Origin of the sequence: Streptococcus sp. HN38, assembly GCF_028335765.1 — a bacterium.
Taxonomy (GTDB): Bacteria; Bacillota; Bacilli; order Lactobacillales; family Streptococcaceae; genus Streptococcus; species Streptococcus suis_P.
This window is the reverse complement of the sequence record NZ_CP116604.1, coordinates 132088-151337: the sequence shown is the minus strand read 5'-3', so window position 1 is coordinate 151337 and position 19250 is coordinate 132088. Positions and strand designations below refer to the sequence as shown.

The window sequence follows — 19250 nt, the reverse complement described above, 5'->3', positions numbered from 1 at the left end:
TTGGAGTGTAAAACACGAACAAATCTGCCAATCAACCACTGCGCTGAGATGTTGACACAAACCCTGAGAAGTGGCGCTGGACTTGAGCCCAGCCTCGATTTACCTACCCAGTCTAGATAAGAAGTTCATGATTTCTTCCTTGGTCTTGCGATTCTTATCGACAAAACGACCGATTTCCTTACCATTTTCCAAAACAACCAGACTTGGAATGCCTAAAATAGCCCATTCCTGTGCCAAAGGCATAAAGTCATCTCGATCCAGTTGCACAAAACGGAGATCTGGAAAAGCTTCTTCGATAGCTGGCAAATGCGGTTTGATATAGTGGCAATCTCCACACCAAGTCGTCACAAATAGAAAAACGGTTGGCTTGCCATCTTCAATCAAGGCAGCCACTTCTTCAAGCTTTGTTGGAAAAATCATCTTTCTTCCTCCCTGTACTGAATAGAACCTTGGGTATTTTCAAATAAAAACACCTGTCCTGCCTCCATCACAACCCCGCCAATAAGCTGGTCACGAGTTGAGGCTGTTTCATCCACATAGACCGTGGCAATCTCTCCTAAATCAGCGAAAAAGTCACGCACCTCCTGCAAGGCCTGTGCTTTTTTACGGTCTTCTTGGATTTTACGGTAAAATTGAGCACTAGCGGTGAGCACACCTGCCCCCAATAAGCCTGCTAGCAAGGCTGTCTTCTTCTTTTTCATGTTGACTATTTTATCATATTTCTCCGGATTTTTCCCAAAAATGCCATTGGACTTGTGACAGCTGAGACAAACTCGCACCACTTGACAAAAGACTTAAAAATAGATAGAATGGTCTTACAGTGAGAAGTTCGATAATACATCGGCAATCAAAAAGCCCCCAACGTTCCCAGCGTTGAGGGTTTTCTTTTGCCCCTGGGGCCTATTTGTTGCGATTGTTGAGCCAATACTCAAAGAGTATCAACACAAGACCTGATACAATAGGTGCAACGAACAATGTGAGAAGTTCGAACAACAAGGCAATCACCTCCTCTCTATTTTGAGGGGCATTTCTATCCTAGCAAACTTCAAGCATTCTTGTCAATACTATCCATATTTTCAAGACAAGTCTAGCTCTTCGTGATAAAATAGTAGTAATCATGTCATGGAGGAAGAAGAATGACTCTTTTTGAAAAAATTAAAGAAGTTACAGAATTGCAAAGCTTACCGGGATTTGAAGGACAGGTTCGCAACCACATCCGCCAGAAAATCACGCCACACGTGGACCGCATTGAAACAGATGGGCTAGGTGGAATTTTTGGCATCAAGGATACGGCTGTTGAAAATGCTCCTCGTATCCTAGTGGCCGCTCACATGGATGAGGTTGGCTTTATGATTAGCCAAATCAAGCCAGACGGTACTTTCCGTGTTGTCGAGCTAGGTGGCTGGAATCCTCTGGTTGTTTCTAGCCAAGCCTTCACTCTTCAGTTGCAGGACGGTCGTACCATTCCAGCCATCTCAGGCTCAGTACCACCTCACCTTTCACGGGGGGCTAACGCTCCTGGCATGCCTGCCATTGCTGATATTATTTTCGATGCTGGTTTTGCCAATTATGACGAAGCCTGGGCTTTCGGTGTTCGTCCGGGGGATGTCCTGGTTCCCAAAAATGAAACTATCCTTACTGCCAACGGAAAAAATGTTATTTCTAAGGCTTGGGACAACCGCTTCGGTGTCCTTATGGTGACGGAATTGCTGGAAAGCCTATCCGGTCAAGCTTTACCAAATCAGTTGATTGCTGGGGCCAATGTGCAAGAAGAGGTTGGCTTACGTGGAGCTCATGCTTCTACAACCAAATTCAATCCAGACATTTTCCTTGCTGTTGATTGCTCACCAGCGGGCGACATCTATGGTGACCAAGGAAAAATCGGAGATGGTACCCTATTTCGTTTCTATGACCCAGGTCATATCATGTTAAAAAATATGAAAGACTTCCTCTTGACGACTGCTGAGGAGGCTGGTGTCAAATTCCAATACTACTGTGGTAAAGGTGGAACAGATGCTGGTGCAGCCCACTTGAAAAATCATGGCGTTCCATCGACAACCATCGGTGTCTGCGCTCGCTATATCCATTCACATCAAACCCTCTATAGCATGGATGACTTCCTAGAGGCTCAAGCCTTCTTGCAAGCCATCGTTAAAAAGCTAGACCGCTCAACGGTTGATTTGATCAAGAATTATTAGACAATTATGCAAAGCGAAGAAGTACCCTATGATCGCTGAAACTATCTTGCCAGTTTAAAATAATATATCAGTAAACGCTCTCTAACCTGTATCGTCATATTCTGGCATTCACCGATAAGTCTGAGCCTACTATAAGAAACAAACCTATAGCAAACGAATCTCCAAATTAACAGATTATTTGCATTTTACATGTAATCTGTTATAATAAAAATGGAAAAAGAGCTGGACGGCAATCCAGCTCCGAATGTAGAACCGTTAAAAAGACGGTGGCTCGTATTACAGATTTAATCCGTCCTACTCGCGCAAAAGTGGGGACGGGTTATTTTTTGTCTTCATCTTTGAAGATTTTATAGCCCAAACCAATCAAAGCAACTGTGAAACCACCGAAACTTAAAATCGTCTGCACAACTTCAAAAGCTGTCAAAAGAACGCTCCTCCTTTCCGTCAGATTTTGATGAATTGCCCATAGGCATCACCTCACTTTCAGAAAATCAAGAGCTACCGTCTTCACTTTTCTACTCATCTAGTGTATCATATTTCATCCCTAAAAATTGTTGGAATAGCGTAGTCTTTCCGAAATTTTTAGCAATCCAAAAAATCTTCCTACTGTCATAGTAAGAAGATTTTTTTCATATTCGCTACCTATCCTTGTTTGCGTCTTCTTGCACTTGCAAGACCAAGACTAGATAATACTGCCACACCTGCGAGTGCCAACAAACTTGTTTGCTCCCCTGTGTTTGGCAAGGTCTTAGCACGTTCTACACGTGAGTAAGTAATACCTTGTGGTGTGACGGTGACACCTGCTTGTGGGTTCGTCACCACAACTTCCCCGTCAACAACTGTTACATCTTGACCTTTATCAAGAGCTTGTTTGACTGCATCTACATCAACAGCTGGTTTTTCAGCAGCAGTTGGTGCATCTTTTGGTACTGCAACAATTGTTCCGTCTGGAAGCGTTGCAATCACATTGTCTTTTGCTTTGTCTTCAAGGTCTTTGAGTTTGTTGTACTCAGCTTGAAGTTCAGCCAATTTGCTTTCTTCTTCAGCAAGTTTAGCAGTAACAGTTTCAAGTTTGTTTTTTGCTGTTTCAGCTTTAGTTTGTGCTTCTTTAAGAGTAGCTTCTTTTTCAGACAACTCAGCTTTTGCTTCTTTTAGCTTAGTACCAGCTTCAAGATAACCTTTAAGTTCAGTAGCAAGTGCTTTAGCTTCTTCAACCAAGCGGTCTTTTTCTGCAAGAAGAGCGTTTTTATCTTTGTTCAAGCTATCAAGTGTTGCTTGTTGTGTTGCAAGGTTAGCTTGAGCTGTTTTAAGAGCTTCAGCTTTTGCAGTTGCAGTAGCTTGTGCTGTAGCAAGTTCAGCTTTAGCAGTATCAAGAGCTGCTTTCTTTTCAGCAAGATTTGCTGAGAAGTTGTCAACTGCTTTTTGTGCATCAGCTTTGCGAGCTTCAGCGTTTGTTAGAGCGATTTCTGCAAGACGTAGATTATTTTCTGCGACTTGTGTTTGAAGAGGTGTAGCCATTGCATCAGCAAGAACTTTTTCTGCTGCAGTTTTAGCACCAAGCGCTTTAGCATAAGCATCACTTGCTTCAGTTAAGTCAGACTTAGCTTTGTCTGATGTAGATTGTGCTTCAGTTTGTTCAGCTTGTGCTTTGGTAAGTGTTGCTTGAAGAGTTGTTGTATCATTTGGATTGGTGATTTCTGCACCTGTGTAGACACCAAATACGTTGATAATATGTGGTTGTCCAGCAAATGTGGCAAATGCGACACCAAGGTTAGGTGCACCAATCAAAGTATTGAATAGATGACCCCAGCTTGATGGTGCATCTGCAAATGCCATATATGTAACGGCATCATAAATTTCTTTTTTCAAATCATACATTGTTGTTGTATTTCGAAGATTTGAAACATTTTCACCGAAGTAATCACCGCCAGAAACATGACCTGCACTCATAATTGATTTATTACGAGCGATATATTTGTCAGCTTGATTTTTAGCTGCTTTAAGTGACCCTGTATTGAGGGTAAGTGGTTGTGCACCAAATAGTTGACGCACTGCGTTTACAACTTGTAGATTGTATAATGCAAGTTCTTGCAATTGTTCATCTGTTAAGGCATCAATGTTGACAATTTTGTTTTTATCAGCTGGACTGATAGTGGTGCTTGAGGCTTGAGCCACCTTAACACCTTGACCAGTCAATGTTAGTGACCATTGGCTGGTTCTATTTTTCATATACTTTTCATAAGCTGTTTTAAAGTTAGAAACATTTGATGTATACCCATTTCTTTGTTTCACTTCATCTGAAACAATTGTATCTGGCATAACAATTGTAACAGTATCAGCATTTGTAAGAGCAAGAGCATCTTGTGCTGATTTGACAGCATCAGTAGCTTTAGTCACTGCATCAGTTGTTTGTTTAACCGCATCTTGTGCAGCGGTCAATTTTGCTGAAGCAGTTGTTACAGCATCTGTTTTAACTGCAACGTCAGTTGTTGCGGCATCAATTGCAGTTTGACGTTCTGCATCTGCCTTTTTAGCTGTATCAACGGCTGTAGTAGCAGTTGTAACATTATCTTGTGCTGTTTTGACATCAGCTGTAGCTTGGTCAAGAGTTGCTTGAGCCTCTGCAAGACCAGTACCAGAAAGAGCATCTTGAGCTGCTTTAACATCAGCTTCTTTAGATGCTACTGCGCTATCTGCTTGGTCTTTTTCTGCTTGGGCAGTATCAACAGCAGTTTGTGCATCTGCAACAGCTTGTGTTTGTGCTGTGATTTCAGCATTAACTTCATCTGTTTCAGCAGCGTTTGCTGTTTGGTCAGCAAGGTTAGCTGTTTGGTCAGACTGGTTAGCTGCAATGTTTTCTGGTGTTGCTTTAGCAGTGTTTGCTTCTGCGTCAGCTACAGCTTGGGTTGCAGTATCAACGTCTGCTTGAGCAGTGGTAACAGCTTGGTTAGCTGCATCTGCATCAACTTGAGCTTGGTTAGTTTCAGCTACAGTAGCATCAACAACAGCTTGTTGAGCATCAAGAGCTGGTTTAACATCAGCTGATGTTTTAGATGTTTCGACAGCTGTAGTTTCCACTGCTGGTGTTTCAACAGTTGATGCTTGAGTTTCTAACCATGAGGATAAACCTGCGTTTGCTTCGTCATATGTAGAGTATGTACCATTTGGTTCAGATTTTACAATTTCGCCTGTGGTACGATTGACAGTTTGCCACTCACCAGTCACACGGTTTAAAACAATACCGTATTGTGTGTCTGCTGATACGGTAGATGCACCAACGGTTGCAAGGGTGATGGCAGTAGTTGCCGCAATTGTGCCATATATATACTTGTTCTTTTTCATTATTTCCTCCTGTTTAGGCTAATAGGAAGGGCTTGGCCGAAGTGTCAAGCCCTGCTATACTAGTATAGCAGGCATTTTGTCAAGTTTTTTGCATGATTTTTTCCAGAAATATAACAAAAAATGCATGTGTTCATTTTCTAACTACATGCATTTTAAATTCCTGTGCTAATTTTTAATTGTACAGCATCGTTTCCAATATATACTTCCTCACATAAGTAATGAAATAAAGCGACCCTGTAATCAGGTAGAGTTTTTTGGGATTGTCCAAGTCCGCCTGCTCCAACCATTCCTGATAGGTTTGCACCCGTTCATAGCCTGACGGATAATCGTTCAGCTGCACCGCTCTGAAATCGTCAAAGGTCGTCACGCTAACAGGTCCAAATTGGCTGAGTTGGGACAACATCTGGTCCACAGGCTTGGTATTGATGGCTGCAAAGAAGATTTCAATATCTCTGTCACCATACTTATCTTCCAAGAGTTCTGTCAGGACGGCGATACTTTCATTATTGTGGGCACCGTCAATCATGAGATTAGGTCTAATCAACTCTAAACGGCCTGGCCAGATGGCTTGGGACAAGCCCTGGCGGATGGTTTCATTGGTAATTGTTGGAAAATGAGGGCTGATGAGCTGGGCAGTTGTCACTGCCAAGGCTGCGTTGACCTCCTGGTGACGCCCCTGCATCTGTAGCCTCAAACCCTCAACACGGCCGAGAGGACTTGAGACTGCAAAGCCTGCTCTGCTATTTTCCAAAAGAATCTCCCGCCCCACCGCATAGGTCGGACTCTGAAGCTGACGGGCCTGCTCCTCAAAAACTGCCACCACTTCTGGCAAATCGGTCGCATAGACGAGGGGAACCCCCTCACGCAAGACAGCAACCTTGTGACGGGCTATAGCAGCGTGGGTCTCTCCCAAAAAAGCCTGATGGTCCAAGCCGATGGACGGGCAAACTACTGCCAATGGGGCAAGGACATTGGTCGCATCCTGCAAACCGCCCATGCCTGCCTCCACCAAGAGAATATCAGGACGCTGGTAGTAGGCAAAATAGACAAACATAGCCACTACTACAATCTCAAACTCCGAGATGGCATCCAGTCCAGCCGTCTGGTCCAAGTCCTCAATCAAGGGTTGCAAGTCTGTCACAATCCTCGCAAAATCCTCCTCCGAAATCATCTCTTGCTCAAAGACAATCTGCTCTCGAAAATCAATGATAGACGGTGATGTAAAGCGGCCGACCGTGTAACCCGAAGCCTGCAAGATGGACTGCAAGGCGTTGAGGGTCGAGCCCTTGCCATTTGTCCCTACGAAGTGAACCGTCGGCACTTGAAGTTGGGGATTATCCAAGCGTTCCAAGAGCCAGTTGACACGTGCAACACCATTTTCTAAATCTGATGCAGGACGACTAGATAGCCACCGGCGAGTTTCTTGATAATTCATGATTCCCTCTCTATAAAAAGCAACAGGGGGATGACCTGTTGCTTGATACTGTTTTATTTAATGCCCATTAACTTGGCCAATTCAGGTATTTTTTGTAAACTTGGCAAGACAAGCATGGTCACGACAATCCGTAATGGAATTTCAAAAACTGCCTTAATCAGACGACTGCTATACAGAACAATCCAAGGTGTTCCAAAATGGAAATGGAGGGCAATCGGTGTCATGATAAAGGAAATCACAACCTGAATCAAGACAACAACCCCTGCAACATAGAGCCAATCAGCCTTGTTCTTGGTGTCTAGCGGTTTTCGATAGAAGAACCAGCCATAGATAAAAGCCGATACCGCCTCAATCAAAATCCAAGTAAAGAGGACCGTTTGCCCGCTAAACAAGACAAAGACTGGGTCTGAAATAGCCGCAAAGACAGCTGCCCAAACCGGACCAGCAATAGCTCCCAAAATAGTATTGGGAATGAAGGTAAACTGAACCTGCAAGGTTTCTGAAATCCGAATGGAGAAATAGTTCTCCACAACCATAACCAAGGCAAGGGTCATAGCAATAGCAGTCAACAACTGCACCGTTAGTTTTGGAATTTTCTTTTCCATAAAAAATGCTCCTTTTTCAAAAAATGGAGCTGTCGTGTGTATTCGACAGCGGATGCAATGGTTTACCGCGCCACTTTTAGCTAAGGACTCGATGTTCCGACCAAAACAGACATCAACCCCAACCAAAAGCTAGCTTCGTTATGTGGCAACATCCCATCCACATACACTTGACGCAAACCATCTACTCTGTGCAAATTTCTTTGCTAGTCTATTGTATCACACACTATATATTTTGACCACTTGCTAAAAACTATACCTTTCTAAAGGTATAAACTATAAGAGAAACTGGCAGTCTCCGACTACCAGTTCGTTTTTCTTATTTCAAACGTTCAACTTCACGCGCAATAACCAATTCTTCATCCGTCGGAATAACCAAGACACGAACTTTTGATTCTGCCGTTGAAATGTCACCATAGTTGCCAAATACATTCTTTTCTGGGTCCAACTCAATACCAAACCAAGACAAGCCTTCTACTACGTCATTGCGCATAAGCGGTGCATTTTCACCCATACCTGCCGTGAAGACAATAGCATCTGCCCCATTTAAAACTGCAAGATACTGACCGATAAATTTCTTAATACGGTCAATGAAAATATTGTAGGCCAACACTGCATCTGGGTTCTTAGCTTCCAAACCTGATTCAATGTCACGCATATCACTTGAATAACCCGATACACCAAGCAAACCTGATTGTTTATTCAACATGTTAACAACATCCGCAGCGTCCTTCAACTCATCAACATTTGCAATCAAGTAAGGAATAATCGCTGGATCAATATCTCCCGAACGAGTTCCCATCATTGGACCAGCTAGAGGAGTGAAGCCCATAGAAGTGTCAACTGATTGACCGTGGTAGTTGGCAGTAATAGATACACCATTTCCGATGTGAGCCGTAATCAATTTTAATTCCTCAATCGGACGTCCCAATACTTTTGCTGCCTCATGCGCTACATAATAGTGACTAGTTCCGTGCGCTCCATACTTACGAACCTTGTGGTCGGTATAGTACTTTTGTGGAATCGGATAAAGATAGGCATGCTTTGGCATCGTAGTGTGAAAGGCTGTATCAAAAACAGCTACATTCAAAACTTCTGGTAGTACTTCCTCAAATGCACGCATTGCTGCTACGTGTGCTGGGTTATGAAGCGGTGCCAAAGCACTTAGCTCTTCAATTTGCTCAACCTCTTTTGGTCCAATAACAGCTGATTCTTTGAAAATCTCTCCACCTGCAACAACACGGTGTCCGATACCAGTAATTTCCTCGTAAGCAGCAATGATGTTGTGTTTAAGCAAGTCTTCTAGGAGAATCTTAACCGCAACTGTATGATTAGGAATATCTAAAACTTCACTTTCTTTCTTCCCATCATACTTAACTGTTGAGATGGAATCGTTCAAACCGATGCGCTCAACAATCCCTGCCGCTAATACTGTTTCTTCTGGCATTTGATAAAGTTGCCATTTCAGACTTGAACTACCTGCATTAATTGCAATTGTTTTTGACATATCTTACCTCTTTTAAAGCGTTTTCCTAAATAGTATAACAGATTTTCACTTAAATTGCATTCTCTTGCTTCCAATTTTTGAAATTGAGCATGAACTTCTGAATAGCTTCTGGTTCTTGAAGACTTTGCAAGGGATAAACAAACGGCGCTAGAGGTCTAGCTGCTTTCCTTTGCAAAACAAAAATAGACTTGGCCATAGCAGCCTTCCCAAAGAGATTTGGTGGCAGGGCAATCATGGCAACAATATTGGCTTGCTCCTGTAACCAACCTTTCAGCAAATCGCTTTGCGGACTAGTCAATAAATCATTTGGAGCCAACAAAATCGCAAAGCCATCTTTTTCCAGATATTTGAGGGATTGTTCCATGAGCAAATGGTGGGCGTAGGTATGTTCATTTGAACTGGCAACCTGATAACGGCTGGCAATCTGGTCATCTGGATAGTAACCAATCGGCAAATCCGCAAGAATGATTTGGCTTTCCTTCAAAATCTGCGGACGTACCGCATCGCCCTGGGCAAAAGAAATCTCTGCCTGCATGACATCCGCAATACTTGCCGACAAATCAATCAAGAGGTCGTCCACTTCGATCCCCAAGTAATCCAATTCTTTCTGACTGGCGTTGAGAATGGTCTGAGCTAGATTGCCTGTCCCCGAACCAATTTCTAGAACCGTCACCTTTTGAGTCGGCACCAATTGGTCTACTAGAAAAGATAGGATAAATCCGATAGAGTCAGGTGTGAACTGGTGATTGTACTGCATGGGTTCAGTCTGATTGGCCTTGATGAGCAAGAATTGGTAGGCACGACGCCATTCTTCCTTGGTTAAATCTAGTTGTTTCAAGGTCTTGTTATTATTGATAATAAGGTCCGTCTCATGCTGATCAGCTACGTAAGCAGCATTTTGCTCAATCATGGCATCATAGATATTGGTACCTAGCTGGTTTTGGATAGTCTGTACGTTTTCTAATAGTAGGTCGTAAGCCTGTTCGATCTTTTCAAAATTCATACTCTTATCTTATCAAAATTTCACAGACTTTGCACCAAAAAGGGGAGCAAGTCAACTCACCCTCCTTCTGATGATAGCCCCAAAGGAAATTGATAGGTATACAGACCATCACTTGTTAACTCAACTGTAACCAATAGTTGGTCTCCTTTAAGTTGATAACGAGCCTGACCCTCCTGAAAAGTGACCGCTCCCTTATCTTCTATTGGTTTGCTTTCCACGTTTTGAGTTGATGATGTGTCAACTGATTTTGTAGTTGGTTCTGGCTTAGTGCTTGTTGTTTCTTGTACCTCCCCTTCTTCCTTAATATTAGCCGTTTCACTAGCTGTTTCTTTATCTTCCTTCATTTCATCTGTTTGACTTGCTACCTTCTTGGCAATCGCTTCACGCTCTTGCAATTCCTCTTCAACCTGGTCCAAGACCATCTGGGCCATGATGTAGGCTGTCGCTTCTTGCTTAGCTACTTGAGCTATTTGACTTTCAGCCTCTTGGCGGTGGAGATAAAACTGAAGCAAGAGACTAAAAACCGCCAGCATCAAAAGGGCATAGAGTAGGATGCCAGCCTTAACTTTTTTCTTTAAAAGCATAGATAAAGGTCCGCTCCTCTCCGTTTTTAAAGCTAAAGTCGATGCGCACCAGCTGGTTTTCTTGGGAAATGGCTGCGCTGTCTACTTGATAAATCATGGGCTGATAGCCCTGCCCTCTGTCATTTGTTTTCCGAAAATCATCCGAACGTGACTTGCCAAAGGCTAATGCTTGTCCATCCTTATTGACATAGACCTTGCCATTTTCAACCTTGACCAATTCCGACTGGTCCCATTCCGACCGCAACTGACTAGAAAATACTAGCCACTCCTTTTGAACGGTCTGACCTTGGTAATGTGCTTCTTGAACCAACAACTTTGACAAGCCTTCAAAAATCAAGAGGCTGCCTGAAACGATAACTAGAGCCACCAAGCATTCCAATAGGGTAAAAGCAAGAACCTTACTTTTTAACAACCGATAAAACCTCCTTTCCCTCGTGGAAAACCGCAACTCTATCCGAAGTCCGTTGAACCTGAACTGCAACTCCGTTTAAGGATAGGTCATCTTGCTCGGTCTGCACGGCCATCTGAGCTAGATTGAGAACCTCCTGTTGTTCCAATTCCCAAGCCTGTCGCCTGCGACCTGCATCCACCGCTGATAAAATCAAGCTGCAAATAGTCACTAGAGTCGCAAGGGCAACCAGACTTTCTAGCAAAATATAAGCCTTATTCTTCTGTTTTCTTATAGCGACCACTCCCTATATATAATTGATACGTGACTGTTTTTCGACTAAACCGAAAACGAATTTTAGACAGTGAGGAATTTCCACCATCTTCTTCAAATGTGATGGTCTTCCCTTCCAATACTTCTACATTTCTGGGTACCTGTACAGACTGATAACCATTCGTAACCTCCTGTCCACCGATAGCTAGACTTACTGTTTGGTGAGAACTGGCCGCCAATTTCTGACTGTCTTTATAGATGGCCTCATATTCCCAGAGAAAAATCTCTTCTTGAACAGACTGAAAGACGGTCTGCACTGTTCCCGACAAAGAAACTGCCAAAAAACTAACAACAAATAAGGTCAGCAAGCTTTCTAGAAGAGTGAAGGCCTTATTTTTTCGCCTTAGCATACTCTTCTGCTTGTTTCTCAGTAATATAGCCAGCCGCCTGTAAATCTGCCACCGTTGCTTCCTTATCATGCTCTAATGCATAAAGTTCCATCTGGCTTTCTACGACTTTAACGACAGCTGTACCCCCGGACTCTTTAATCGCTTCTTTTTGTTTGCTCAAATTTGGCACAAAGAGGAGCAAGAGCAGGCTAATGATCCCCAAAACGACTAACATTTCCACCAGAGTGAACGCTTTTACCTTCTTTTCAATTAATTTTTTCATTTTATAACTCCATATTTTGATAAATCGGCAGCAACATGGCTGCGTAGATGAGAACGACCATTAAGGCCACAAAGAGAAAGACCAGCGGTTGGATCAGCTGCATGGCTCTATTGACCCGAGAGAAAAAATCCTCCCAACACTCAGCTGCATAGACTGTCAACTCGCTCCCCAACTTGGACTTGACCTGACCATACTCGGCAATCAAACTCAGCTCCCGCTTAAAAAAGGCGTAGGTCTTAATGTGTTCGTGAAAGCTCTGACCATTGGAAAGCGACTGCTCCAGGTCCTGGCCAATCTCCCGAAAGAGCTGCGATTGCTGCGATTGCATCAAGCCCACAATCTGCGGCAGGTCCAAGCCTTGCCCAATCAAACTCCCCCACTCCCTGGCGTAATAGGCCGTCAGATAGATTTGGATGAATTTTCCGAAAAATGGCAGAGCAGCTAAGCAGGAAAAGACCTTGATTTTGTTGGTTTTGCGAAACCAAACCATACCAGCTAAGACCGCCACCAAACTAAGTCCACAGAGGGATAAGAAGATAGTCGGCAGATGATTTATCAGCATAGTCGCTGCATTACCTTCCTCCAACTGGGGCAGAAGGTAATTTTTCAAACCCAACATAATCAAAAGAAGAAAAGCAAGCAGTATAACTGGATAGGTCGCCACCTCAATCAGCTTTTTACGAACCTTGCTGACATTTTCCAGATAGGACTGAATATGGCCCAAACTCAGACTGGTATTGCCATGAACTTCTGCCAGAGCTACTTGCGTGACCACCGCATCTGAAAAACGCAAATCCGCCAGCAAACTTGAAAAGGGTTTGCCTGCTAACAGCCCATCTGACAAGACCTGGGTATAGGGATCTGCCAGAAGCTGACTACGTTTGAGGAAATCAACAATCTCTCCCAGATGAAAGCCACTGGCAAAGAGATTGTTAAACAGTTCAATGACCTTACGCTGGCGAGCCAAGGGTAATTTTTTCTGTTTCTGCCTGCCGAAGACTGATATGTCCTGCTGCAAAAAGGCGATCAATTTGTTCATTCCACTGGTCTGCGGAATGGTTTTGGTAGTCTCCATTTGCAAAATCCACTACACCTCCTCCCCCGATCAAGCGTTGATATGCAATGCCTTGAAGGGCATTATTTAACTCCTCGGGGCTGACCCCCAATTCCAACATACGAGCATAAACACCCGAAATAGACCTTGCATGAACCGTTGAGAAAACGGTAGCTCCCGTCAGGCTGGCTCGAATGACTGCTCGAGCCGTTTCTGCATCCCGAATTTCACCGATGATGAGCAGGTCCGGTCGATGACGGAGGGACAGTTTAATCAGATTATCGTAGGTGGCTCCGATGGCTTCATTGAGCTGGAGTTGCAGCATGTCCTCCTGCTTGATTTCGACTGGATCTTCAATGGTCAAAATCTGCTTGTCTGGGAATTTCAGCCTGGCAAGATGGTACATAAGTGTGGTCTTACCAGAGCCGACTGGACCCGAAAAAAGGTAGAGCCCTCGTCCCTTGATTTCTTCTGCAAGTCGCTCGGCCGCCTCAAACCAGAACTTGAGTTCCTTGTCATTGTCATAGAGCAGGCGGATAACCAGACTTTCCTTGCCACGATAATCACCGACTGTTGATAAGCGAAGCGAAATCTCTCCGCTCCCATAATCATAGTCACAGGAACCCTGCTGGCTACGGCGTTTTTCACCAACATTTAAACCTGCTAAAAACTTGAAATGGCTGATGATGGCTGTTACTTCCTCCTCAGCCACGTCTTGCACAAATTCCCGCTCGTCCATGATACGATGATAGACTTGGTAACACTCACCTCGAGGAACTAGATAGATGTCACTGACCCTATCTGCCACCGCCTCTTCAATCATCTTTCTTGCTTTTTCTTGAATCATACAACCTCCTCACCCTATCAATTCGTAAGGAAACTTGATTTTCCATACTTTTTTGTTAAAATAATAAAAAAGCTTGGAGGTTCCTATGAAAAGATTAAAAAAAGGCGACCACATACGCGTAGTCAGTCCTTCTTCGTCTATTGAAAGAATTGGTGGTTTTGAGGCCAATCTTGCTGCCAAGGAAAAATTGGAAGAACTGGGCTTCAAACTCTCTTTCTCAGAACATTATTTTGAAAACGATATGTTCGATTCTGCTCCGATTGCCAGTCGTGTTGCGGACTTGGAAGCCGCTTTTGCAGATGAATCGGTCGATGCCATTCTGACAACCATTGGCGGTTTCAACTGTAACGAACTACTGCCTTATCTGGATTTTGACCTAATCGCCCGCCATCCGAAAATTTTCTGCGGTTATTCGGATACTACTGCCCTGCTCAATGCCATCTACGCCAAGACAGGCATGCAAACCTACATGGGGCCAGCTTATTCAAGCTTCAAAATGATACAGGGCCAAGCCTATCAAACAGAAGCCTGGCTCAAGGCTGTGACACAAGATTCCTATGATCTGACTCCGAGTCCTGAATGGTCTAGCGATGCCTGGTACCTACCAGATGCCCCTCGCACCTTTTACCCAACAGAGTGGAAAGTCTACAATCCAGGCCAGGCCTCTGGTATTGCCATCGGCGGAAACATCTCAACCCTCAACCTACTGACTGGGACAGAGTTCGCACCCAGACCAGACAACTATATTCTATTTTTAGAAGAGGCGGAAGACGACGATTATCTCATTATCTCTCGTCATTTGACAGCTCTTCTACAAGCCTATCCAAATCCACAGGCTCTTGTCCTCGGTCGTTTTCCTAAGGAAACCAAGATGACCCAGGAGATTTTGTTGGCGATTTTGGACAAGCACCCTATTCTCAAAACCATCCCTGTTCTCTACGATTTGGATTTTGCCCATACCCAGCCTCTGTTTACCATTCAAATTGGCGGGTATGTTGAGCTTGATGCGGAAGCATTTACTATCAGATTTAGCTAAAAAGGATTGACCCGCAAAGGTCAATCCTTTTTTATTATTCATTTACGCAATTATAGTCGAATGAATTAGCTTTCAGACAAGGAACTGAGATGCAGGCTGTACTAGAGTACGGCAAGCCGAAAGTGACGATGTATCAAAGTTAATTCAAATGACTATATTTTGTTTTAATTTGCAGGGGCGCATACGAGGTTGCGTAGGTTGCTTAATAAAACCAGCCGGTAAATTTTCTCTCGCTTCTACCAACATCAACGAATGATACCGTTGTAAATATTCATCACATTCCTCACACCAATGCTGGTCTGATTCATCCCAAAAAGCCACCATTGTGCCATTCTTACTTTTCTTCATTGGAAAATCCTCTGATAGCCGTACCCACTCCTTCTGAAATGCTTTTTGCGCATCCTCATAACGTTCATAGGTCGTCTTACTAACTATATCTTCTTCCCAACCATCTAAAAACCACCAGGGTTCAAAATCTCCATACATTCTAATAACTTGATACATAACACATACTTCCTTTTTCGTACACATTATATCGAAATCATCTGATTTAAGAAAACATTCTGCTTGTTAATTCCTTATCAAGTAATGTATGCGCTTCATTTCCGAATATCAAAAAGCACATCCCTAGAAAAGAGAGATGTGCCATCTTAATTTATTCAGTTACAGCTTCAAGCTCTGCTTCTGCTGCAAGCTCTTCTGCTACTGTGTCTTCAATGATTTCAACTTCATTGATGGCTTGTGGTTCAAGATTACGGTAGCGGGCCATACCTGTACCTGCTGGGATAATCTTACCGATAATAACGTTCTCTTTAAGACCGAGAAGGTTGTCACGTTTACCACGGATAGCAGCATCTGTAAGGACACGTGTTGTTTCCTGGAAGGATGCGGCAGACAAGAATGAGTTGGTTTCAAGGGAAGCCTTCGTGATACCCATAAGAACTGGACGAGCTGTTGCCGGAATACCACCAGCGATAACCACTTCAGCATTGGCATCTGTAAAGTCTGTGATATCCATGAGGGTACCCATGAGAAGATCTGTGTCACCTGGATCCATGACACGAACTTTACGAAGCATTTGACGAACCATTACCTCGATGTGCTTGTCGCCGATTTCTACACCCTGGCTACGGTAAACTTTTTGAACTTCAGAAAGAAGGTAAGTTTCAACCGCCAAGACATCACGGACTTCAAGTAAGCGTTTAGGTTGGATAGAACCTTCAGTGAGGGCTGCTCCACGCGCTACTTGGTCACCAACTTCAACCTTCATACGGGCTGTAAATGGCACCACATACTCACCTTCACCAGTTACGCCCTTAACAAAGACTTTCTTAGTACGAGTAGAGGCATCTTCTTCAATGGCGATAACTTCACCTTTGACCTCAGTGATAACCGCTTCCCCTTTCGGATTGCGGGCTTCAAAGATCTCTTGGACACGAGGAAGACCCTGCGTGATATCGCTGTTTGAGGCTACACCACCCGTGTGGAAGGTACGCATGGTAAGCTGTGTACCAGGCTCACCAATAGATTGGGCTGCAATCGTACCAACTGCTTCACCCACTTCAACCGCATCACCTGTTGCCAAGTTGATACCGTAACAATGACGGCAGACACCGTGACGAGTGTTACATGTAAATAAGCTACGGATGGTTACTTGTTCAACGCCTGCATTGACAATTTCACGGGCAATATCTTCCGTAATCAATTTGTTTGGACCAATGATAACGGCACCCGTTTCAGGATGTTTAACAGTTTTCTTAGTGTAACGACCTTGCAAACGCTCTTCAAGTGGCTCGATCATTTCCTTGCCATCTGTGATCGAACGGATATCAAGACCACGGTCCGTTCCACAGTCGTCTTCACGGATGATGACATCTTGGGCAACGTCAACCAAACGACGAGTCAGATAACCTGATTCGGCTGTCTTCAAGGCCGTATCCGTCATACCCTTACGGGCACCGTGAGTTGAGAAGAACATTTCCAATACAGAAAGACCTTCACGGAAGTTAGACAAGATAGGCAATTCCATGATACGTCCGTTCGGAGCTGACATCAGACCACGCATACCGGCCAACTGGGAGAAGTTGGAGATGTTACCACGGGCACCAGAGTCCATCATCATAACGATTGGGTTCTTAGGATCTTGTTTTTCAACCAGGCGTTTTTCCAATTTTTCCTTAGCTGAACGCCATTCATCTGTAACAGCTGCATAACGCTCATCATCCGTAATCATACCACGGCGGAATTGTTTCTTGATTTGTTCTACACGTTCGTGAGATTCTTCAATGATTTCTGCCTTGTTGTCGATGACTGGGATATCGGCAATACCCACTGTCAAACCAGCAAGTGTTGAGTGATAGTAACCCAAGTCTTTCAAACGGTCAAGGAGGGCTGATGTTTCAGTTGTACGGAAACGCTTGAAGATTTCAGCGATGATGTTTCCAAGATTTTTCTTCTTGAATGGTGGGTTGATTGGTAATTCTGCAATAGCAGCCTTGATATCTGAACCTGGTTCCAAGAAGTATTTATCAGGAGTTCCATCTGTCAAGTTAGCATTGTTTGGCTCTTGCAAGTATGGAAGACCTTCTGGCATAATCGCGTTGAACAAGATTTTTCCGACAGTTGTCATCATGACCTTGTGTTTTTGGTTGTCTTTCCAAGGCTTATCAAGGCTATCTGTTGCAATACCAACACGAGTATGCAAGTGAACATAGCCATTGCGGTAAGCCATAACAGCCTCATCCGCATCCTTGAAGACCATACCTTCACCTTCGCGACCAGCATCTTCCATGGTCAAGTAGTAGTTACCCAAAACCATATCCTGAGATGGTGTTACGACTGGTTTACCATCTTTAGGGTTCAAGATATGCTCTGCCGCGAGCATAAGGATACGTGCCTCTGCCTGTGCTTCTTCTGACAATGGAACGTGAATGGCCATCTGGTCACCGTCAAAGTCAGCGTTATAGGCTTCACAGACAAGCGGGTGCAAACGAAGAGCCTTACCGTCAATCAGAACTGGCTCAAAAGCCTGGATACCCAAACGGTGAAGGGTAGGTGCACGGTTCAAGAGAACTGGGTGTTCTTTGATGACGTCTTCCAAGATATCCCAAATACGATCATCACCACGCTCAATCAAACGTTTCGCGGCTTTTACGTTACCAGCAATATCACGGGCAACGATTTCACGCATAACAAACGGTTTGAAGAGCTCGATAGCCATTTCACGTGGCACACCACATTGGTACATTTTTAGAGTTGGACCAACGGCGATAACGGAACGTCCTGAGAAGTCAACACGCTTACCAAGCAAGTTTTGACGGAAACGTCCTTGCTTACCTTTAAGCATGTGGCTGAGTGATTTAAGCGGACGGCTACCTGGTCCTGTAATTGGACGACCACGGCGACCATTGTCAATCAAGGCATCCACAGCTTCTTGGAGCATCCGTTTTTCGTTTTGTACGATAATCCCTGGAGCGTTCAGTTCCAAGAGACGAGCCAAACGGTTGTTCCGGTTGATAACACGGCGGTAGAGTTCGTTCAAGTCAGACGCCGCAAAACGGCCACCATCCAACTGAACCATCGGACGCAAATCTGGCGGAATAACTGGAAGGATGTTGAGAATCATCCACTCAGGCTTGTTACCAGATTTATAGAAGGCATCCAATACATCCAAGCGGCGAACTGCCTTAATGCGTTTTTGACCAGAAGCTGTTTTCAATTCTTCTTTCAAAGCTGCGATTTCTTTTGGAAGATCGACTTGCTTCAAGAGGTCTTGAATGGCTTCTGCACCCATTTTGGCTACGAATGAACCATAACCATATTCACGCAAACGCTCACGGTATTCGCGCTCTGTCATGATAGACTTGTGCTCAAGCGGTGTATCTTTTGGATCAATAACCACATAAGCCGCGAAGTAGATAACTTCCTCAAGCGCACGTGGGCTCATATCCAAGGTCAAGCCCATACGGCTTGGAATGCCTTTGAAATACCAAATGTGTGAAATGGGTGCTTTCAACTCAATGTGTCCCATACGTTCACGACGGACTTTTGCACGAGTTACTTCCACACCACAGCGGTCACAAGTGATCCCTTTATAACGGATACGCTTGTATTTACCACATGAACACTCCCAGTCTTTTGTTGGACCAAAGATAACTTCATCAAAAAGTCCATCACGTTCTGGTTTGAGTGTACGATAGTTGATTGTTTCAGGTTTTTTAACCTCACCGTAAGACCATGAACGAACCTTACTTGGTGAAGCTAACGTGATTTGCATACTTTTAAATCGATTTACGTCAACCACTAATAA

20 protein-coding genes and 1 riboswitch are annotated in these 19250 nt (G+C 44.0%); of the genes, 2 read left to right on the top strand and 18 right to left on the bottom strand.

Annotated features, from left to right (window positions below; genetic code table 11):
• Positions 1–99: 99 nt before the first annotated feature.
• The 3 genes from PHA78_RS00880 to PHA78_RS00870 form a co-directional block, all read right to left on the bottom strand.
• Positions 100–420 carry a thioredoxin family protein gene (locus PHA78_RS00880; protein ID WP_272158328.1) on the bottom strand — a complete coding sequence of 107 codons (321 nt, stop codon included), beginning with the start codon at positions 418–420 and terminating at the stop codon, positions 100–102.
• On the bottom strand, positions 417–701 hold the full coding sequence (locus PHA78_RS00875; RefSeq protein ID WP_002940015.1) for a DUF4651 domain-containing protein: 285 nt from the start codon (positions 699–701) through the stop codon (positions 417–419). The genes PHA78_RS00880 and PHA78_RS00875 overlap by 4 nt, the downstream gene beginning before the upstream one ends.
• A 199-nt stretch (positions 702–900) precedes the next feature.
• Positions 901–1005: a type I toxin-antitoxin system Fst family toxin gene (locus PHA78_RS00870; protein WP_125175873.1), complete on the bottom strand. Its 105-nt coding sequence runs from the start codon at positions 1003–1005 to the stop codon at positions 901–903.
• A 131-nt stretch (positions 1006–1136) separates the two neighbouring features.
• On the opposite strand from PHA78_RS00870, the gene pepA reads away from it, so the two are divergent.
• Complete coding sequence (pepA, locus tag PHA78_RS00865) at positions 1137–2198, top strand: glutamyl aminopeptidase (protein WP_029184956.1); 1062 nt, start codon at positions 1137–1139, stop codon at positions 2196–2198.
• 319 nt (positions 2199–2517) lie between these two features.
• Here the strand turns inward: pepA and PHA78_RS00860 are convergent, their stop codons facing one another.
• The 13 genes from PHA78_RS00860 to comGA all read right to left on the bottom strand — a co-directional run bounded on the left by PHA78_RS00860 (position 2518) and on the right by comGA (position 13905).
• Positions 2518–2658, bottom strand: a complete 141-nt coding sequence (locus PHA78_RS00860) for a putative holin-like toxin (RefSeq protein ID WP_099875943.1) — start codon at positions 2656–2658, stop codon at positions 2518–2520.
• A 182-nt stretch (positions 2659–2840) separates the two neighbouring features.
• A complete protein-coding gene (locus tag PHA78_RS00855) occupies positions 2841–5540 on the bottom strand; it encodes an SEC10/PgrA surface exclusion domain-containing protein (RefSeq protein ID WP_272158327.1) in 2700 nt (899 codons plus the stop codon).
• 172 nt (positions 5541–5712) lie between these two features.
• Positions 5713–6975, bottom strand: a complete 1263-nt coding sequence (locus tag PHA78_RS00850; RefSeq protein ID WP_272158326.1) for a bifunctional folylpolyglutamate synthase/dihydrofolate synthase — start codon at positions 6973–6975, stop codon at positions 5713–5715.
• A gap of 53 nt (positions 6976–7028) precedes the next feature.
• Positions 7029–7580 (bottom strand): folate family ECF transporter S component, encoded by a 552-nt coding sequence (locus tag PHA78_RS00845; RefSeq protein WP_202105774.1) that lies wholly within the window; start codon positions 7578–7580, stop codon positions 7029–7031.
• A gap of 44 nt (positions 7581–7624) precedes the next feature.
• A riboswitch (THF riboswitch) is annotated at positions 7625–7771 on the bottom strand.
• A gap of 125 nt (positions 7772–7896) precedes the next feature.
• A complete protein-coding gene (locus PHA78_RS00840; RefSeq protein ID WP_105202630.1) occupies positions 7897–9084 on the bottom strand; it encodes an acetate kinase in 1188 nt (395 codons plus the stop codon).
• Between the two features lie 49 nt (positions 9085–9133).
• Positions 9134–10087: a class I SAM-dependent methyltransferase gene (locus tag PHA78_RS00835; protein WP_272158325.1), complete on the bottom strand. Its 954-nt coding sequence runs from the start codon at positions 10085–10087 to the stop codon at positions 9134–9136.
• Between the two features lie 56 nt (positions 10088–10143).
• Positions 10144–10671 (bottom strand): competence type IV pilus minor pilin ComGG, encoded by a 528-nt coding sequence (comGG, locus tag PHA78_RS00830; protein WP_272158324.1) that lies wholly within the window; start codon positions 10669–10671, stop codon positions 10144–10146.
• Positions 10649–11083, bottom strand: coding sequence for a competence type IV pilus minor pilin ComGF (comGF, locus tag PHA78_RS00825; protein WP_172115686.1), 435 nt, complete (start codon positions 11081–11083; stop codon positions 10649–10651). The genes comGG and comGF overlap by 23 nt, the downstream gene beginning before the upstream one ends.
• Positions 11070–11363 carry a competence type IV pilus minor pilin ComGE gene (gene comGE, locus PHA78_RS00820; protein WP_272158323.1) on the bottom strand — a complete coding sequence of 98 codons (294 nt, stop codon included), beginning with the start codon at positions 11361–11363 and terminating at the stop codon, positions 11070–11072. The genes comGF and comGE overlap by 14 nt, the downstream gene beginning before the upstream one ends.
• Positions 11335–11742: a competence type IV pilus minor pilin ComGD gene (gene comGD / locus PHA78_RS00815; RefSeq protein ID WP_272158322.1), complete on the bottom strand. Its 408-nt coding sequence runs from the start codon at positions 11740–11742 to the stop codon at positions 11335–11337. Before comGD ends, comGE begins: the two co-directional genes overlap by 29 nt.
• The gene (comGC, locus tag PHA78_RS00810) at positions 11723–12004 is read right to left on the bottom strand and encodes a competence type IV pilus major pilin ComGC (protein ID WP_272158321.1); all 282 of its coding nucleotides are present in this window, start codon (positions 12002–12004) and stop codon (positions 11723–11725) included. The genes comGD and comGC overlap by 20 nt, the downstream gene beginning before the upstream one ends.
• Before the next feature lies 1 nt (position 12005).
• Entirely contained in the window at positions 12006–13043 is a 1038-nt protein-coding gene (gene comGB, locus PHA78_RS00805; RefSeq protein WP_272158556.1) for a competence type IV pilus assembly protein ComGB, read from the bottom strand.
• A complete protein-coding gene (gene comGA / locus PHA78_RS00800; RefSeq protein ID WP_043026808.1) occupies positions 12955–13905 on the bottom strand; it encodes a competence type IV pilus ATPase ComGA in 951 nt (316 codons plus the stop codon). The genes comGB and comGA overlap by 89 nt, the downstream gene beginning before the upstream one ends.
• Positions 13906–13990: 85 nt before the next feature.
• Between comGA and PHA78_RS00795 the strand changes: the two genes are divergently transcribed.
• Positions 13991–14941: a S66 family peptidase gene (locus tag PHA78_RS00795; RefSeq protein ID WP_272158320.1), complete on the top strand. Its 951-nt coding sequence runs from the start codon at positions 13991–13993 to the stop codon at positions 14939–14941.
• Positions 14942–15085: 144 nt separating this feature from the next.
• Here PHA78_RS00795 and PHA78_RS00790 read toward each other — a convergent pair whose 3' ends face one another.
• Entirely contained in the window at positions 15086–15445 is a 360-nt protein-coding gene (locus tag PHA78_RS00790) for a DUF1033 family protein (protein ID WP_024377796.1), read from the bottom strand.
• Positions 15446–15596: 151 nt separating this feature from the next.
• Complete coding sequence (rpoC, locus tag PHA78_RS00785; RefSeq protein ID WP_272158319.1) at positions 15597–19244, bottom strand: DNA-directed RNA polymerase subunit beta'; 3648 nt, start codon at positions 19242–19244, stop codon at positions 15597–15599.
• Positions 19245–19250: the final 6 nt, after the last annotated feature.

Coding starts and splice junctions, on each gene's coding strand:
- PHA78_RS00880 (WP_272158328.1), bottom strand. CDS start 420: ATGATTTTTCCAACAAAGCTTGAAGAAGTGGCTGCCTTGATTGAAGAT.
- PHA78_RS00875 (WP_002940015.1), bottom strand. CDS start 701: ATGAAAAAGAAGAAGACAGCCTTGCTAGCAGGCTTATTGGGGGCAGGT.
- pepA (WP_029184956.1), top strand. CDS start 1,137: ATGACTCTTTTTGAAAAAATTAAAGAAGTTACAGAATTGCAAAGCTTA.
- PHA78_RS00855 (WP_272158327.1), bottom strand. CDS start 5,540: ATGAAAAAGAACAAGTATATATATGGCACAATTGCGGCAACTACTGCC.
- PHA78_RS00850 (WP_272158326.1), bottom strand. CDS start 6,975: ATGAATTATCAAGAAACTCGCCGGTGGCTATCTAGTCGTCCTGCATCA.
- PHA78_RS00845 (WP_202105774.1), bottom strand. CDS start 7,580: ATGGAAAAGAAAATTCCAAAACTAACGGTGCAGTTGTTGACTGCTATT.
- PHA78_RS00840 (WP_105202630.1), bottom strand. CDS start 9,084: ATGTCAAAAACAATTGCAATTAATGCAGGTAGTTCAAGTCTGAAATGG.
- PHA78_RS00835 (WP_272158325.1), bottom strand. CDS start 10,087: ATGAATTTTGAAAAGATCGAACAGGCTTACGACCTACTATTAGAAAAC.
- comGG (WP_272158324.1), bottom strand. CDS start 10,671: ATGCTTTTAAAGAAAAAAGTTAAGGCTGGCATCCTACTCTATGCCCTT.
- comGD (WP_272158322.1), bottom strand. CDS start 11,742: ATGCTAAGGCGAAAAAATAAGGCCTTCACTCTTCTAGAAAGCTTGCTG.
- comGC (WP_272158321.1), bottom strand. CDS start 12,004: ATGAAAAAATTAATTGAAAAGAAGGTAAAAGCGTTCACTCTGGTGGAA.
- comGB (WP_272158556.1), bottom strand. CDS start 13,043: ATGAACAAATTGATCGCCTTTTTGCAGCAGGACATATCAGTCTTCGGC.
- comGA (WP_043026808.1), bottom strand. CDS start 13,905: ATGATTCAAGAAAAAGCAAGAAAGATGATTGAAGAGGCGGTGGCAGAT.
- PHA78_RS00795 (WP_272158320.1), top strand. CDS start 13,991: ATGAAAAGATTAAAAAAAGGCGACCACATACGCGTAGTCAGTCCTTCT.
- PHA78_RS00790 (WP_024377796.1), bottom strand. CDS start 15,445: ATGTATCAAGTTATTAGAATGTATGGAGATTTTGAACCCTGGTGGTTT.